The following is a 15,487-nucleotide window of genomic DNA, read 5'->3' on the forward strand; positions in this document are numbered from 1 at the left end:
AACTATCGCCCGCGCCCGTCTGCGTCCGACTGCTCCAGGATATCCCCGATCCATCGGACGATCTCCGGCCAGACGTTTCCGCCCAGCGACTCATTGTGTCTCGCACCTGGCACCAGGATCATTTTCCTCACTCCCTTGAGATGATTGAAAATGCGCTGCGCGTGGGTCGGAGGCGTGTCCGTGTCATCCGCGCCATGGACCAGAAGCACGGGAACCTTGATCGAGGAAGCAGCGATCACGGGACTTGCGGAGTCGATTTGAAAACCACCCTTTTCTTCCGCGAGTGAGAACGCCCGCCGGACCATCCAATCTGTTAGGAAAGACGGAGCGCGCTCCCTCGCCACCGTTTTGAAGTCGGAAAAGGATTCCGCGGCGACCACCGCTGTCACCCGTTCGTTGCGGCCCGCCTCCTGCAAGGCGACGGCCGCCCCGAGCGACGAGCCGATCAGCACGACAGGTCCCGGTTTCACCGCGGCGATGACCCGTGCGAGATCCTCTTTTTCAAAACATCCGTAGCTGCAGGTGTCACCGGAAGACTCCCCATGGGCGCGGCTGTCGTAGGCCACCACATCGAAACCAAGCTGGCGGAAACGCTCCATCACCCCCACCCCGCTCACGCGGTTGTCCGAAACACCGTGAAGGTAGATGACGGTCCCCCGTCTCCGCCCGATGGCCGGAGCACTCCAGCCGTGAAGAGTGACGCCGTCTCCTGCGAACGTCACCTCACGGAATCCTTCAGGAGGCACCAGCGACACATGCTTTCGGAACGGATGAAGAATCGCGGCGGCTCCCAGCGTCGGCAACAGGCACGCGAGAATGACGGACAAAGCCACGACGATGCCAAAAATCCACCACCTTTTCCGCAGACGATTCTTCATAAGGCAAGGAAATGATGGATCGCAAACCACCGGTGACACAAGCAAACACCACCACCGGGCATCCTGTGTGGATGATTCCACTCTCCGTCCCTCCCCTCCTTGACTTGCACGATTCCGGGCTCCAAGTTCGATGCCGATGGAAGGGTCCCAACGCAATCCCAAGGGCCGGTTCTCGGATCGGGTGGAAAACTATATCAAATACCGGCCCAGCTATCCGCCGGAAGTGCTGGAGCTGCTGAAATCCCGCTGCGGGCAGACTGAGGAATCCGTGATCGCTGACGTGGGATCGGGCACCGGCATCCTGACCAAGCTCCTGTTGGAAAACGCTGAACGTGTGTATGGCGTGGAACCTAACAGGGAAATGCGCGAGGCGGCGGAGCGGATGCTCGCGGATCAGGCGAATTTCACCAGCATCCCGGGTTCCGCCGAAGCCACCGACCTGCTGACGGACTCGGTGGACATCATCGTCGCCGGACAGGCGTTCCATTGGTTCGACCGGCCGCGGGCGAAGAAGGAATTCCACCGCATCCTCCGTCCGAACGGCTGGGTGGTGTTGATCTGGAACGAACGGGAGACGGACTCCACTCCATTTCTCCGGGAGTATGAAGTCCTGCTGAGGAAATACGCGATGGACTACCAGGAAGTGGACCACATGAAGATCAGCCCGGAAATACTGAGGGAATTTTATGATCCCGCGACTTACGAAACCGGCATCTTCTCCAACAGGCAGCAATTCGATTACGAAGGACTGAAAGGCCGCTGTTTGTCATCTTCCTACATTCCCAACGCGGGACAACCGGGGCACGACGATTTGATTGAAGAACTGGAGGCGTTGTTCGCCAAATACGAGAGCGGCGGACAGGTCGAGATCGGCTACCAGACGATGGTTTATTACGGGAGGCTGTGAGCGGGGAGAAGACTCAGTTGGGTGGTTTGACATCGGCGGGCTGTCCGGCTTCTGGCTCGTCCAGCTTCTTTATCAGTTCGCGTGTCCGGGCGAGCTTCTCTTCCAGCGTTTCCATCCCCTTTCCTCCCTGTTTTTCGACCTTGCCGTCGGTCACTTTCAAGCTGTCCAAAGAAGACTGGACCGTCACGAGCCTGCCCTGTTTGTTCCTGGCCAGATAGATGAGATAGGTCTCGCCCTCCTGAAGGTGGGCATCCCTGCCGCTGATTGAATATTCCCCTCCATCCCCGGAGGTGAACTTCTCATCCCAAATCTTGATGTTCTCGTTCGCCGCACATCCCTTGAGGCCTTGGACAACGACCACATCGGCAAACTCCGGGGCCTCGTCATGAACATGGGCCACCCTGATCACGGCGATGACGCTTGATGCGGCGACCCTCTCCTCATCCGTGAGAGGATCGAAAAACGCGTCCACCGGCGAAGCAGTGAAAATGAAACAAGCCAATGCGGAAAGCAGTCGCCAAATTTTCATTGGCAACGGCTCTCACATCTTCAGGAAATTCTCCAGCATCTTCTTCCCGTCCTGAGTGAGGATGGACTCGGGGTGGAACTGCACGCCGTGCACCGGATGCTCCTTGTGCTTCAGGCCCATGATCTCCCCTTCCTCGGTCCAGGCGGTGATTTCGAGACAGTCCGGCAGGGTGTCTCGTTTCACGATGAGCGAGTGATAACGGGTGGCTTCGAATGGATCCGGCATTCCGGCGAAGACGCTTTTTCCCGAGTGATGGATCGGCGACGTCTTGCCGTGCATCAGACGGTCCGCGCGGACGACATCCCCACCATAGACCTGGCCGATGGATTGGTGGCCGAGGCAGACACCGAGGATGGGGATGGTGGCGCCGAGTTTTTCGATAAGCTCGCAGGAAATCCCCGCCTCGGTGGGCGTACAGGGGCCGGGTGAGATACAGATGCGCTCGGGATTGAGCGCCTTGACGTCGTCCACGGTGAGAACGTCGTTGCGGAAGATCTTCATCTCCGCTCCGAGCTCGCCGAAGTATTGGACGAGGTTGTAGGTGAAGGAATCGTAGTTATCGAGAATGAGAAGCATGGGACCGGGTTGTTTGTTTCCAGTGTTCAGTTTGCGGGTCCGAGCGTCCTCGCCAGTGCGATGGCGCTGAGCAGGGCCTTCGATTTGTTGACCGTCTCCACATATTCATACGTGGGGTCCGAATCCGCGACCACTCCGGCTCCGGCCTGCACGTAGGCCTTGCCGTTTTTCAGCAGGCAGGTGCGCAGGGTGATGCAGGAGTCGTGCGAGCCATCGAAACCGAAGTAACCAACCGCTCCGGCGTAGGCGCAGCGCTTGTTTTTCTCCAGGGAATTGATGATCTGCATGGCCCGGATCTTCGGCGCGCCGCTGACCGTGCCGGCGGGGAACGTCGCGCGCAGCACGTCGTAGGCGCTGTGCGAGGGATCGAGCTCGCCGGATACGTTCGAGACGATGTGCATGACGTGGCTGTAACGCTCCACGATCATGAAATCATCCACGCGGACCTTTCCATGTTTCGCGATGCGTCCCACGTCGTTGCGGGCGAGGTCCACGAGCATGAGGTGTTCGGCGCACTCCTTCGGATCCTTCATGAGATCCTCCGCGAGCGCGTCATCCTCCGCCGGTGTCTTCCCGCGGGGGCGCGTGCCGGCGATGGGACGGATGTCGATGCGCCCCTTGATGGAACGCACATGGACTTCCGGCGAACTGCCGACCAGCGCGAAGTCGCCGAGTTCCAGAATGAACATGTACGGCGACGGATTCACGAACCGCAGCGCGCGGTAGAGATCGACCGGTGGTTGGTCGAAGTCCGCCTCGAAGCGCTGGCTGGGGACGAATTGGAAAATATCGCCCGCCTTAATGAACTCTTTCCCCGCGAGCACGATGGCTTCGTATTCCTCCTGCGTCGTGTTGCTGCGGGCTTCCGCCGGAGAAACCTTCGCGAGACCGTTCAACGCCGGAACGTGGAACGGCCGGTTGAGGATCTCCACCATCGCGGCGATGCGGCCGCGGGCGGCGGCATATGCCTCCTCCGGTGTCGGGAATTCATCGATGAACGCGTTCGCGATGACGTGGAGCCTGCGCAGGCGGTGGTCGAACACCAGTAGGGTGTCCGCCAGCATGAACATGGCGTCGGGAATGCCGAGCGCGTCGGGCGGCGGATTTCCGAGCGTCGGCTCGAACTGCCGGACCGCGTCATAGGAAAGATAGCCGACCATGCCGCCGGAAAACTGTGGCAGGGATCCATGCGTGACGGGTTGGAAGGGCGCCATTTCACGCTCAAGCGCGGCAAGCACATCGTCCTCCGCCGTGAACGTGCGAACCTTGGAACCGTCACGGATGGTGATCTCCTTCTCCCTGGCCTCGAAAACAAGGCGCGGGCCGCTGCCTACGATCGACCATCGGCCACCTTTTTCCGTGCTCTCCGCGCTTTCCAGAAGGAAGGAATGGCGATTATCCCGCAATTTGAGGTATGCGGACAACGGGGTTTCGAAATCAGCAGCAAGCTGGGTGTAAACAGGCACGACATTGCCCTGCTCCGCCAGCCCGGCGAAGATTTCCAACGATGGCTCGACCGGAATGGAACTCACAAGGCCGCGAGCATGGCGAGGAATCGCGGGAGGGCAAGCCTGTAGGGATGATTTCAAGGAACCACCCGCGCGCGGTAGAAACGCCTGTTTTCCCCCGCCCCGCCGCCGTGTGTCATCACGGTGGAGGAACCGCTGGCGGTGACAGGTTCTCCAACGCCCGTCCAAGAACCGGAGGCCAGCGTGGCGCTGGCTTCAAGCTGGTATTTTTTCCCCGGAACCGTCGCCACGGTAATGTTCACGTCGTTTCCGGAAAGGGCGATGGCGGTTGCTTTCAGCGCGGAACTGCTGGAAAGCGGGTGGGTGCCGGCGGTGTGTTCGGCTGCGTTCGATTGACCGTCGCCGTCATTGTCGGCAAAAGGGCTCAGGACAAGCACAGGGATGGAGGAACTACTGTACGGCCCTTGGATTCCAGCCCCGTTGATCTGCCGGACGCGGGCATACACGGTGGTCCCGTAAGGCACGGTGACGGACTGGTTGGTGGCCGTGGTTGGTGCGTCAAACAAGTCGACTCCATCAAGGGTGGACCCGATCTGCAAATGGTAGCCTGTGAGACCGCCCCCGGGATCGCTGGCGGCGGCCCAGTTGAAAGAGACCTGATTTCCCACGACCGTCCCGAAAAGGGCAAGTGCCGGAACCGGAGGGTTTGGAGCGGGGGGCAGCGTGTCGCCGGGTAGGAATTTCACCCGCCGCGACGCGGTGAGACCCACCCACGGGGAAGGTCTCGCGTGGGTGATCTCCACCCGATGCAGGAAATCCGGCCGGCCATCATAAAGATCCGGCAACTTGAACGCGAGCGCATGGTAGGCTGTCGTCTCGTTATACACGATCGAGAGAGCGGCAGGCGCCAGCACCGGTCCCGTGCCGTTCCAAGTGTCGTCCGCGCCGTAACGAACGGTGAAACGTGCTTTCAGTTCAGCCTCACCCAAGCCGTCGGCAAGTGATTTGGAAAAATACACCTTCAAAACGTAGTCGTCATCGATCGCGCTGCCGTCGTCCTGAGGATACGCGACAAACACGCGCAGGTCAGGACCGGAGGTGTTCACCGTGCGGATGAGCGTCGTGAAATGTCCCGCGACGTCCGACAGCGCGTTGTCCGCCGATGATCCGGGTTCTTTCAGGCGGACTGAAATCGTGCCTGTTCCGGACGCCGGGATGTTCACGTAGTTGAAACGGAACTCACGGGTGTGCCGCGTGTCAGCCGGGGCGATCGTCGCACCGGGGGTGACTTCGGACGCCCGGACCCACGTGCCATTGCCATTGTTCGACGCGGTGGTGCTGTCGTTGTTCGTCGGATCGCCATCGTCGATCTTGTACCAGACTTCCGTTGTCGATTGGTCGGCGCGCACAACCACTCCGTACTCGCTGCCACCGACGGTTCCACCATCCGCGGAGGGATAGACGATCTGGCCGGACGCGCGTTCGGCATCGTAGTAGAAGGTCTGGGTGACGGTGTTGTAGAGGGAGGTCTTGCCAGGACGCTTCAGGAACGTCCGGGCCCGAAGCACGTGGAATCCTTCAGCAAGCCCTGTCTCGGAGCCTCCATAGTCATTGTGCGGCGCATGAACTGCCTGCGTGGCGTTGAAGTTGTCGATATGGAACACCGTCATCATCCGCAGCTTGCGGGCGACCGAGCCGGGGCCGGAAGGATAGACACTGGCGAGCGGAGAGCCTCCCGCCGACTCCCGCAGCGCGCTGATTTTATATTTCAAGGTCCCCGGGGGAACCGGAGCCAGCACCGCCTTGAACCAACTGCCGCCGGCGAAGTCGGTGTTGTAAGGAAGCTGGATGACCCGGGTGGTGCCGAGACCCTCACCGCCCGCACCCTCGGGGTTGGTTCCATCGTTGGTATAATAAAGGAACGCCTTGTAGCCATCGAGGCCCGTGTTGGTCTTCACCCAGAATTCCAAGCCCGAACCGGTGTTGTCCACCTGCGTGCCGCCATCCGGTGCGGGAGCCGCGGGATCATGATAAACAAACTGGGCGGAATCCTGGTATGCCGGGTTCGTCCCGCCGCCGTTCACCACCGCGCCGCCGACCGTGAAGGTCTCCGCGCCGGAGGAACCGATGATATTGCGCGCCGTGTTGACCGCGGCGAACTTTTCCGGACCGGTACGTTTGACGAAGCTCGGTTGTTCGTAGCCATTGAACCCATCCGTCGAGACAGCGGGTGGATGATCCCGGTAAAACGGATCCGTCCCGGGACGTGTGCCATTGAGGTCGATGCCCCCGTCCAGGCGCAGCAGGACATTCTCCGCGGAGCCGTCGGCACGGACGACGAAGCGCAGGTCCGTGGCGCTGGTGACACGCGGGATCTCCACCTGATAGGCGTAATCGTTGGTCACGGCGTCCGGCAGGCCGTAAGGGTTGAAACCGGCATCTCCATCCGATCCGTCACGCCTCGTGACGGTCACGCTGCCGACGGGGCGGTCGTTCTCATAGATCGAGATCGGCGCGCCACCGGCGTTTTTCCACAGGTCGGACGCTTCCGGAGTGCGGGGCGCGAATGCGAAGTAACTCCCGGAGGGAACGACGGCGGACGAGAGGTCGGACGCGTATTTGTAGAAACCGAGCTGGCTGGCGTCTCCCCTGGCATATTGGTAGAGATATTCATCCCCGGTGTTCGGATTGTTTTCCGCGCCTCCGCCACCGGTGGAAGGAAAGGACGTGCCGCCCGTGAGGGGAACACCCGAGGCGTAGTTGTCATTGACGGCCATCAGCATGGTCACCCCCGCCGCGTCGGACATGCCGCCGTTCTCACGTTTGTCGACGCGTTCGTAGGTGATCAGGTCCGCGCCGCCGGAGACTCCCTTCTGCCAGCCGCGTGCGAAATCCTGATGGATCTTCAGAAGATTCGGAATCCGCTGGTCACCCCACTGCCCGAGAAAGGCGGTGTTCGCATGACGAGGAAACGCTCCGCCACTTCCACCCAGCACTCCGGCGTGGTAGTTTCCATCGGTATAAACCAGCCCCATGCCCGCGCGCGTGAAATAGATGGCGTGCTGGAGTTCGCGGCGGTTCGCATAATCGCTGTCATGGCTCTGCGCGTGCATCACCGCCACGCTGTCCGGGAAACCACCGGTGCCCGCGTATTGATAGTTGTTCAACCCGGAGGAGGGATTCCCCAACAGGTTGTTCAGATTCGAGCGGAGATCGTTGTCCACCAGACGCATCCCGGCATCGATGTAGGGACCGTAGGCGGGCGGCTGGCCGAGGTGCTCGCCGAACATCATCGCGTCATCCCTCCCCTGCTCCGTGTTGAAGACGCTGTCACGGTGGTTTGGATCCGAAAATCCGCGCGTGATGTTGAACTGCCGCTGCGCCTGCCCCAGATAGCCATAGTCGCTGGAGTTCTTGTCGTCACCGTAGGTCGCACCGAAAAAATCCGCGGGCGTGTGCTTCACCGCATCCAGCCGGAAACCATCGGCCTTCGTGCGATCCAGTTGCCAGCGGGCGGCGCGATTGAGCATGTCCTCCACCCGCTCGGAGTAAGCCTCCGGGTGTGCGTTCAGGTAGGCGGTGGTCAGCCCGTTGCCCGTGCCGAAGCCCACATAATTTCCCGAGGCATCGTAGCAGTAGTATTCCGGATGGTTCGGGTGGCGGATGAACTTGGCCTTTGGAATCGTGCTTCCCTCGTAGGCTCCGTGGTTGAAATTGGTGGGACCCGGCTCGGTGGCGATGTCCAGAAGGTCCGAGAGCCCGAGATTCTGCACCTGCCAGGCGTCGTTCCAATCCCGTGTGTTGTCCCATTTGCGATAGAATCCGTCCTCGGTCCTGCGCAGATGGAAATCCTCCGGGACAAAGCCCGGATAGATATCGGCAGGTGTGTCCGCGTTGTATTTCGGAATATCGAACGCGTTATGATTCATCACATTGTCGAAATAAACGCGGATCCCGAACCGATGGGCGACCCGCACCAATTCAAGCAGCTCCGCTTCCGTGCCGTAGCGGGTGCGCACGGTTCCCCGCTGGTCCTTCGATCCGAGATCAAAACGGTCCCAGACATCATACCCGACGGATAATCCGCCGCTTGCCTTCGTGGGCGGCGGCAGCCAGAGCGATTGATAACCCGCCTCCGCCAATTCCGGCATCTTGCGGGTGATTTCCGCCCAGCTCGTGTTGAAATACTGCAACATCGACTCCCCGCGTGCCGGACAGACAAGCAGCAGCACCGCCAGAAACGCGCGCGACAAAATGGATTTCATGAAAACAAGATCACCGCCGGAAATGGGTTTGGCGGACTTTCCCAACCCCATCTGTCGCTCCGAAATCCCGGGTTTACAAGCATTCACATCGCGGGATTCGTGGAAAATGAGTTGGTCGTCCGCCGTTTCACGACTATATCCCCCGCAGAGATGAGCGAAGCCGCCAGCAAAGCGAAGAAGTCCCGGGTCAACGTGCGCCGCCCGGATGTCATGGAACGCGTCGCCGCCGAGGTGGCGGTACATTTCCATTCGACTCTCGTTGAAAAACTCCGTGACCGTGGCGGCAAAATGGTGGTGGGGAACACCACCATCCTGCTCGCCGAGCAGTTTGGATTCTGCTATGGAGTCGAGCGGGCCATCGACCTCGCCTACGCCTCGCGCAAGGTCTTCCCGGACAACCGTATTTTTCTCATCGGCGAGATCATCCACAACCCGGACGTGAACCAGCAACTCCGCGAGATGGGCATCGTCTCGCTTCCATGGAAGGAGATGAACGAAAGCTACGACGACCTGACGGAAGATGACGTGGTCATCGTGCCGGCCTTCGGGGCTCCCACCAGTTTCATGGAAAAGGTCGAGCAACGCGGCTGCTATGTGGTGGACACCACTTGTGGGGACGTCATGAAGGTCTGGCGGCGGGTCCGCGGCTACGCCAAGGACGGAGTGACCTCGATCATCCATGGGAAATCCAATCACGAGGAAACGCGCGCCACCGCATCGCGGGCGCTCGGTGAGGAGAAGAACGGCCACTACCTCGTGGTCCTCACGCTCGGGGACGTCGATTATGTCTGCAACTACCTCAAGAACGGTGGTGACAAATCCGAGTTTCTCCACCGTTTCCAAGGCGACTACTCGGAAGGTTTCGATCCGGACGTGCATCTCAAGCTGATCGGGGTAGCCAACCAGACCACGATGTTGAAAACGGAGACAGAAGAGATCCAGCGCCGCCTGCGCCAGGCCATCACCGAACGCGATGGAGATCCCTCCGCTTTCCAGATGTTCGACACCATCTGCGGAGCCACCCAGGAACGCCAGGACGCCCTCTTTGAAATGCTCCGCAAGCCGATGGACCTCCTGCTCGTGGTCGGCGGCTACAACAGCTCGAACACCGCCCACCTCGTGGAAATCGCCGAGCCGGAAGTTCCCACTTTTTTCATCCGGGATTCCTCCCGCATCAAATCACTGGAGGAAATCGTCCATTACGACCTTCATCACAAGGAGGAAAAAACCTCGGACTATTCGCGTCTGTTCTCCAACGACCGCCCCGTAACCGTAGGCATCACGGCCGGAGCCTCGTGTCCGAACAATCTGATCGAGGAGACCTTGGTAAAGATCTTCGAATTGCGGGGGATCTCCCGTGAGACGGTGGAAGCGGTGTGATTGTGTCAATCACACCGCTTCCACCCTGCGAATCTCAGGCTAGCGCAGTCGACTTGCTATTTCGTTTCCGTGGCACGGCTTTTGATCTTCTTCACGGTGAATGCCGCAATTCCCAGTAGAAGCAGGACGGCGATGACTCCGGGAGCCCGGCTTGCGGGCTTCGTTGTCAGGTCATGATTCCCACCGCCAGTGGTGGAAACCTTGCGTTCGGGGCGTGATTGGACAGGGCCGTCACGGGCGACGGAGGTTCGCCCGGCGAGATTGTAGATCGTGTCGTCACCTTCGAAGGAAAAGGTGCGGGTCCCGGCTTTCACTTGTTCATACCAGACTTTCCAGGTTTCGACCTCGGAATCATCATATCCCACCGACCCGTCCGGGTACTTGTTTTTCATGGGGGCCTTCTGGATCCCCAAGCGGGTCAATGTCATCGACGCATATCTGAAGTTGGGCCTCGGAGCCCCAGTATCCTCGAAACCCGTCGCCCCTTTGTAAGGGTCACGATCATCGTAGAGAAGCTCGCCGAGGACCTTCACAGTTTCAGGACTGGGGAGGTGCTCCAATGTTTGAAAAGCCCACATCCGTTCACGCTCATTACCCTTTCCATTTTTGGCCACTTCATCATCCATGTTCCGACGGATTTTTTTGTCATAATAATCCGCATAGCCGGGAATGGCCATAATGGTTTCTCTGATCATTTTATATATTACCTCAACATCTGAACTATGATTCCCCAATCTGATTCGATGCCCCATGCTTCTTGCTCCCAAAGACAAGAAGTCGACTTTATCCGAACCGCTCAATCGCGAAGATTTTTCCAGATTCCCTTTCCAAAGCTCGACTTGTTCGGCTTCCATCCTTCGCTCTTGTTGCCACACCTCCTCTGACAAAGATAAAGATAAAGAACTTGACATAAATGCAATAATTACAATCAATTTCTTCATTTTAATTATCTCCCAATGGTCTGTTTTTCAACCACGTCTCCGCCACGTCCCACTCCGCCTTGACACAGACCCGTTGCTGGGTCGAAGGGCCGATGAGATCTCTGGCACTGTACATGATCCTCGCCCTCTGATCCGTGAGCGGCAGAGGTGCGGGTCCCTTGCCCTGGTCCGGATGTCCTCTCCCGAACAAGACATGGCCGATTTCGTGGGTCACGGTGCTCAGCCAGTTCTGGCGCTGGGCATAGGCGCCGTTGGCGTCCCCATCCACGCTCATCCATACCTGACTGGCGGCGGGATCCGTGATTCCTTTGACACTGCCCCCAGAAGACTGCGGATTTTCCCGCTGAAGGGTGGCATCACCTCCCATGATGTAAACCTGGATGTCTCCCACGTTTTTCCCGACGGTGACGGCCTTCTGTGCTCCCGTGGGCGGATCACTGACGCGGAACGGGGCATCGGCCGCAAGGCCCGAGTTGGATGGCGGTTGGATCGTGACGTCGAAGGAGACGTTGATCTGCTTCTTGTAGATATCATTCAGGTATTCCTCGAACTCCCCTTCGGGAGGGATGGCCGGTACCGGATCGGCGGGATTTTTCTTAAGCGGCCAGACGGAGAGCTTGACTACACGCGGTTTCATGATCTTGGCGCGCAGGGGCTTGCTGAGCGAATGCAGCTCACCGAGTTTGATGCTTACGACTTCCTGGGTGCCATCCGCGTCCGCAGGGGCGGAAAAGGTGACCACGGTGTTGGTGGAATCCACCGAGGAAGGACTCGCCGTCACCTTGCTGCCGGTACCACCACCCAGGGTGACGGGGGTGACCGGACAGGCGCCACTCCGGATGCGGACGGGAATATTCCCACCCGCCGGCACCATGATCCAGAACTCCTCCTTGATGCCTTCCAATTCGTTATTGAAGGAATTGCTCGCGGTGAAGGACACCGCGTCGAGACCTTCCGAGGGGGTGGGTGTTTCCAAAAACAGCGGTGTGCCGACCATGGCCTTGGTTGCCGGACCGCCGCCCTCTTTTCTCACCGCGAGGGTCCATCCATGACGGGTGGTGTCTGTGACGAAGTTGTTGGAACGGGTCCTCCAGTCCTCCGGAAGGCCAGGGCTGCAGTTCCACATAGGCAAAGCCATTCCATTGTGCCAGATCCCGAAGCCATCGGTGATGGCGAAACGGCCGTCGGTGGAAAAATCCAAGGCGTTGTTGAAGGAGGAACTGGCGGCGATGGCGGTCCATTGATCGCCCGCGTAATACCGCGGCGTGCTTCCATTGTTCATGGTGGCGGGAGCGATGGCCCTGTCATATCCCCTCATCATCGCGGTGACGCCGTTCGGCAGTTTTACGGACCGGTTGTAGTTCTCCTCGAATTCGTGGGTATCGTCTCCACCGCCGAAAGTGACCTTGCCGGGATTGCCGGCCCCGATTCCTCCGAATCCGCCACCGGCATCCACCCAGCCGGCGAAATCCGGAGCATCCGCCCCTGACGTGACGACATCCCCGCCGGAGCCACTCGGTTTGAGCTTCCATATTTTCAACGGATTCGGGACAGGATACTTATAGCCATAACGCGGCTCCCCCCCTTCCTCATAATCTGCGTTATAATCCACCTTGGTCGCCTGGTATCCGATGAATTCGTTGTTTTCGTTGAGCAACATATCCGGGTTGATAAGGCCATAGCCGACGTCACGGGTGACCTGAGGATAGATGTCCCCAACTTTCAGCACCACGGGAGCACCTCCCGCGGAACTCCATCTGACCATGCATGATACGGTGGCCTCATACTCGTCGCCGGGAAAGTCGATCGCTCCCTGCCCGAGGATCAGTCCGTCATCACCGAGGGCGATGGATCCGCAGAAGGACAGGTCCGTGCCGATATCGGGCAAATCGACAAGCCCGCCATTGTGCCACAGGGAGTTTTTGAAGAGCACCTTGCCCTGGTCATTGACTTGAAACGGTGTCTTTTTGTCTCCAAGCAAGGGATCGCCTTCCGCCGGTAACATCACATCGAACCACGCGAACCGCATTGCGCCGCCTTTGACCCAGTTGATCTGTTCGTCGGACTTCGAGGCATCGTTCTTGTCAACGATGCCATCACCATCCGAGTCGAGTTCGTCGCCGTCGGGGATTCCGTTATGATTGGTATCACCCGAGAAGGGGTCGCCCCTGGGCCCACCTTCATTTCCTCCGCCTCCGCTTCCACCACCACTTCCCGTGCCGGGGTCGGATTGATCTCTGACGATCAGGTCGAACTCAAGCCAGTCCGGTGTGCTGTCGCCATCGGAATCGAGCGACCAGTTCGGGACCACCCGCCAGAATTTTCGAGAGCCCGCGGAAGATGCGGGGTCTTGCACACTGTTGCGCGCACGGGCGACGCTGGCAGCGACCTCCGCATTCATCGCAGGAAGATTTTCTTGAAAAGTCTCGACCATCTTTTGATCCGCAGGGCCAAAATCCGAAAGAACCGTGGGAGGCACGGAATCAGCGGGCGGGCGGGTAATCATGTATGAATAACCGTCGAAGGTATTCCAATAGAATGGCATTTGGTGCCACTCGGCCACCGCGTCAGCCTCTGGCAAATAATGTCGCATCGCGTTGCCGGTATCGAGTGACCTCCAGGAAAGCAGCAGCCCTCCTCCTATGGCCCGTTGCATGTATAACGAGACATTCACCGGACGCGGCACCGTAGATGGAGGTCCACCGCCGGCCGTGGCCGCTTCGTGGATTTTTCGCGATCATCGGGATAACGACTTCCTGGCCCAAGCCGTAAAACTCGTCATCAAGTGTCTGCCAGTGGGTCAGGTCCTCCGAGGTCTGGACGGAATAGAGGACGCCCGGAGTGGTTTTGAATACCAGTGACACGATATCCCGCGTGCCGGTCGTGTCCGGGACCTGTTCCATCCAGTGACGGGGTGGGGTGTCAGGACTGACCGTCACTTGGGCGCGGGCAAGAGAGAAAAAGATCATTTCGACAAGCAGGACGCAGATCACATTTTTCATGGTGGTGCCGGGAGGGGATTAAGATCACCGAGTGAACTCTCTGGTAAACGAAATCCATCATGATGCGATTTTGGAGTCAACCTCCAAAAGCCCTCATGAAGACGTTGTGAAAAAGTCGATCCATTCGAAGAGCAGCGAGCTATTGTGCGCCCGTCTCGTCGAACTGCGGAAACAAGCCGGCTTGAGCCAACGCGACCTGGCATCCAAAATCGGCAGGGAGCAAGCGCTGATAGCAAGGATAGAGCTGGGAGAACGACGTGTTGACGTGCTGGAACTTCACACCCTCTTATCTGTCCTCAGCCCGGACCCGGAAAAGGAAGTTCTAAGCATTTTCTCAGCTCTGAACGAAATTGCAAAAGAGTCGGAATCCCACTCCTAGGCTTTCCACGCACAATCGAATGGTTGCGGTTGGAACCTGATCAAGCGAGGGTTTGAGGACGATGGCTTGTCAAGAACAGGCACGAACGCCTGTTTATATGGATTCCAACGCAAAAAACAACCGCGGCAGCGCCAACTGCCGCGGTTGAAACACACGTTTATTTGCTCTTACTATGCTGAGATCAGGCTTCCGCGAAATCGCCGAGGACCGGCTTTGGCATCGGCTTTTCCTTCTTGCGAAGGGCACGACGCATTTTGGTCAGTGCGGAGTTTTGAAGCTGGCGGATCCGCTCGCGGGTGACGCCGAACTCTCGTCCGACTTCCTCGAGAGTGAGCGCTTGGCGGCCGTTGAGACCGAAGCGTTCGTCGATGATGCGGCGTTCGCGCTCGTCGAGAACCGAAAGCAGGCCATCCAATTCGCCATGCAGATTCTTGTCGGAAAGCATATCCAATGGATTCACGGCCTTCTCATCACTGATGACTTCGCCGAATTCCGTGGCCTCGCCTTCGTTGATCGGTGCGTCCAAAGAGGTCGGGCGATAGGAAGCTTGGCGCAACAGGGCGAGCTTGCGGTGTGGGAGACCCACTTCGTCGGCGAGTTCTTCGTCGGTCGGTTCGCGGCCCAGAGCTTCGGTCAGGATCGTGGCGATGCGGCGCATCTTGGCGATCTTGTCCACCATGTGGACAGGGAGACGGATGGTCTTGGACTGGTTTGCCAACGCCCGCTTGATGGACTGCTTGATCCACCAGGCCGCGTAGGTTGAAAGTTTGCCGCCCTTTTCAGGATCGAAGCGCTCCACAGCCTTCATGAGGCCGATGTTGCCTTCGGAGATCAGGTCCGTCACGGGCATGCCGTAATTGGAATAGTCTTGGGCGATTTTCACCACCAGACGCAGGTTCGCACGGATCATGTGCGCACGGGCTTCCGGATCACCGTTTTTGATGCGCTCGGCGAGAGAAATTTCCTCTTCAGCGGTGAGGAGAGGCGTTTTTGAAATCTCACGCAAATAGAGCTTCAAGCTGCTGTCTGATTCGTAGGCCATTGGATGATGGGGTTGTTATTTATTAAACGTCGCCGAAGGTTGTTTATTCCTTTTTTGTTCAGAAAAAATTCATTGTGATCACTTTGTCATCACTTTGAATATTTACCGGACCCGGTGAT

At 58.7% G+C, this 15,487-nt stretch carries 12 protein-coding genes; 3 read left to right on the plus strand and 9 right to left on the minus strand.

The features are described 5' to 3' along the window. Nucleotides 1-2 precede the first annotated feature (2 nt). The gene (locus tag JIN84_RS19905) at nucleotides 3-878 is read right to left on the minus strand and encodes an alpha/beta hydrolase (protein WP_200352821.1); all 876 of its coding nucleotides are present in this window, start codon (nucleotides 876-878) and stop codon (nucleotides 3-5) included. A gap of 136 nt (nucleotides 879-1,014) precedes the next feature. On the opposite strand from JIN84_RS19905, the gene JIN84_RS19910 reads away from it, so the two are divergent. Next, nucleotides 1,015-1,785 (plus strand): class I SAM-dependent methyltransferase, encoded by a 771-nt coding sequence (locus JIN84_RS19910; RefSeq protein WP_200352822.1) that lies wholly within the window; start codon nucleotides 1,015-1,017, stop codon nucleotides 1,783-1,785. Between the two features lie 13 nt (nucleotides 1,786-1,798). On the opposite strand, the gene JIN84_RS19915 is transcribed toward JIN84_RS19910, so the two are convergent. Genes JIN84_RS19915 through JIN84_RS19930 form a run of 4 tightly spaced genes read right to left on the minus strand, consistent with a single transcriptional unit; the run spans nucleotide 1,799 to nucleotide 8,624 of the window. After that, nucleotides 1,799-2,314 carry a hypothetical protein gene (locus JIN84_RS19915; protein ID WP_200352823.1) on the minus strand — a complete coding sequence of 172 codons (516 nt, stop codon included), beginning with the start codon at nucleotides 2,312-2,314 and terminating at the stop codon, nucleotides 1,799-1,801. 12 nt (nucleotides 2,315-2,326) lie between these two features. Further along, nucleotides 2,327-2,890 carry an anthranilate synthase component II gene (locus JIN84_RS19920; RefSeq protein ID WP_200352824.1) on the minus strand — a complete coding sequence of 188 codons (564 nt, stop codon included), beginning with the start codon at nucleotides 2,888-2,890 and terminating at the stop codon, nucleotides 2,327-2,329. 26 nt (nucleotides 2,891-2,916) lie between these two features. Then, the gene (gene trpE, locus JIN84_RS19925) at nucleotides 2,917-4,422 is read right to left on the minus strand and encodes an anthranilate synthase component I (protein ID WP_200352825.1); all 1,506 of its coding nucleotides are present in this window, start codon (nucleotides 4,420-4,422) and stop codon (nucleotides 2,917-2,919) included. A gap of 53 nt (nucleotides 4,423-4,475) precedes the next feature. Next, complete coding sequence (locus JIN84_RS19930; RefSeq protein ID WP_200352826.1) at nucleotides 4,476-8,624, minus strand: alpha-amylase family glycosyl hydrolase; 4,149 nt, start codon at nucleotides 8,622-8,624, stop codon at nucleotides 4,476-4,478. Nucleotides 8,625-8,774: 150 nt separating this feature from the next. Between JIN84_RS19930 and JIN84_RS19935 the strand changes: the two genes are divergently transcribed. Then, the gene (locus tag JIN84_RS19935; protein ID WP_200352827.1) at nucleotides 8,775-10,004 is read left to right on the plus strand and encodes a 4-hydroxy-3-methylbut-2-enyl diphosphate reductase; all 1,230 of its coding nucleotides are present in this window, start codon (nucleotides 8,775-8,777) and stop codon (nucleotides 10,002-10,004) included. A gap of 56 nt (nucleotides 10,005-10,060) precedes the next feature. Here JIN84_RS19935 and JIN84_RS19940 read toward each other — a convergent pair whose 3' ends face one another. The 3 genes from JIN84_RS19940 to JIN84_RS19950 form a co-directional block, all read right to left on the minus strand. Next, nucleotides 10,061-10,945, minus strand: coding sequence for a hypothetical protein (locus JIN84_RS19940; RefSeq protein WP_200352828.1), 885 nt, complete (start codon nucleotides 10,943-10,945; stop codon nucleotides 10,061-10,063). A 1-nt stretch (nucleotide 10,946) separates the two neighbouring features. Then, nucleotides 10,947-13,346, minus strand: a complete 2,400-nt coding sequence (locus tag JIN84_RS19945; protein WP_200352829.1) for a zinc metalloprotease — start codon at nucleotides 13,344-13,346, stop codon at nucleotides 10,947-10,949. 166 nt (nucleotides 13,347-13,512) lie between these two features. After that, complete coding sequence (locus tag JIN84_RS19950) at nucleotides 13,513-13,947, minus strand: hypothetical protein (protein WP_200352830.1); 435 nt, start codon at nucleotides 13,945-13,947, stop codon at nucleotides 13,513-13,515. Nucleotides 13,948-13,978: 31 nt separating this feature from the next. On the opposite strand from JIN84_RS19950, the gene JIN84_RS19955 reads away from it, so the two are divergent. Further along, entirely contained in the window at nucleotides 13,979-14,326 is a 348-nt protein-coding gene (locus tag JIN84_RS19955; protein WP_200352831.1) for a helix-turn-helix domain-containing protein, read from the plus strand. Nucleotides 14,327-14,507: 181 nt separating this feature from the next. Here the strand turns inward: JIN84_RS19955 and JIN84_RS19960 are convergent, their stop codons facing one another. Continuing rightward, nucleotides 14,508-15,368 carry a sigma-70 family RNA polymerase sigma factor gene (locus JIN84_RS19960; RefSeq protein WP_200352832.1) on the minus strand — a complete coding sequence of 287 codons (861 nt, stop codon included), beginning with the start codon at nucleotides 15,366-15,368 and terminating at the stop codon, nucleotides 14,508-14,510. Nucleotides 15,369-15,487 lie beyond the last annotated feature (119 nt).

Source organism: Luteolibacter yonseiensis, from assembly GCF_016595465.1.
Classification (GTDB): Bacteria; Verrucomicrobiota; Verrucomicrobiia; order Verrucomicrobiales; family Akkermansiaceae; genus Luteolibacter; species Luteolibacter yonseiensis.

Excerpts from the sequence above, each read along its gene's own strand:
- JIN84_RS19905 (WP_200352821.1), bottom strand. The coding sequence starts at position 878 with ATGAAGAATCGTCTGCGGAAAAGGTGGTGGATTTTTGGCATCGTCGTG.
- JIN84_RS19910 (WP_200352822.1), top strand. The coding sequence starts at position 1,015 with ATGGAAGGGTCCCAACGCAATCCCAAGGGCCGGTTCTCGGATCGGGTG.
- JIN84_RS19915 (WP_200352823.1), bottom strand. The coding sequence starts at position 2,314 with ATGAAAATTTGGCGACTGCTTTCCGCATTGGCTTGTTTCATTTTCACT.
- JIN84_RS19920 (WP_200352824.1), bottom strand. The coding sequence starts at position 2,890 with ATGCTTCTCATTCTCGATAACTACGATTCCTTCACCTACAACCTCGTC.
- JIN84_RS19930 (WP_200352826.1), bottom strand. The coding sequence starts at position 8,624 with ATGAAATCCATTTTGTCGCGCGCGTTTCTGGCGGTGCTGCTGCTTGTC.
- JIN84_RS19935 (WP_200352827.1), top strand. The coding sequence starts at position 8,775 with ATGAGCGAAGCCGCCAGCAAAGCGAAGAAGTCCCGGGTCAACGTGCGC.
- JIN84_RS19940 (WP_200352828.1), bottom strand. The coding sequence starts at position 10,945 with ATGAAGAAATTGATTGTAATTATTGCATTTATGTCAAGTTCTTTATCT.
- JIN84_RS19945 (WP_200352829.1), bottom strand. The coding sequence starts at position 13,346 with ATGAATGCGGAGGTCGCTGCCAGCGTCGCCCGTGCGCGCAACAGTGTG.
- JIN84_RS19950 (WP_200352830.1), bottom strand. The coding sequence starts at position 13,947 with ATGAAAAATGTGATCTGCGTCCTGCTTGTCGAAATGATCTTTTTCTCT.
- JIN84_RS19960 (WP_200352832.1), bottom strand. The coding sequence starts at position 15,368 with ATGGCCTACGAATCAGACAGCAGCTTGAAGCTCTATTTGCGTGAGATT.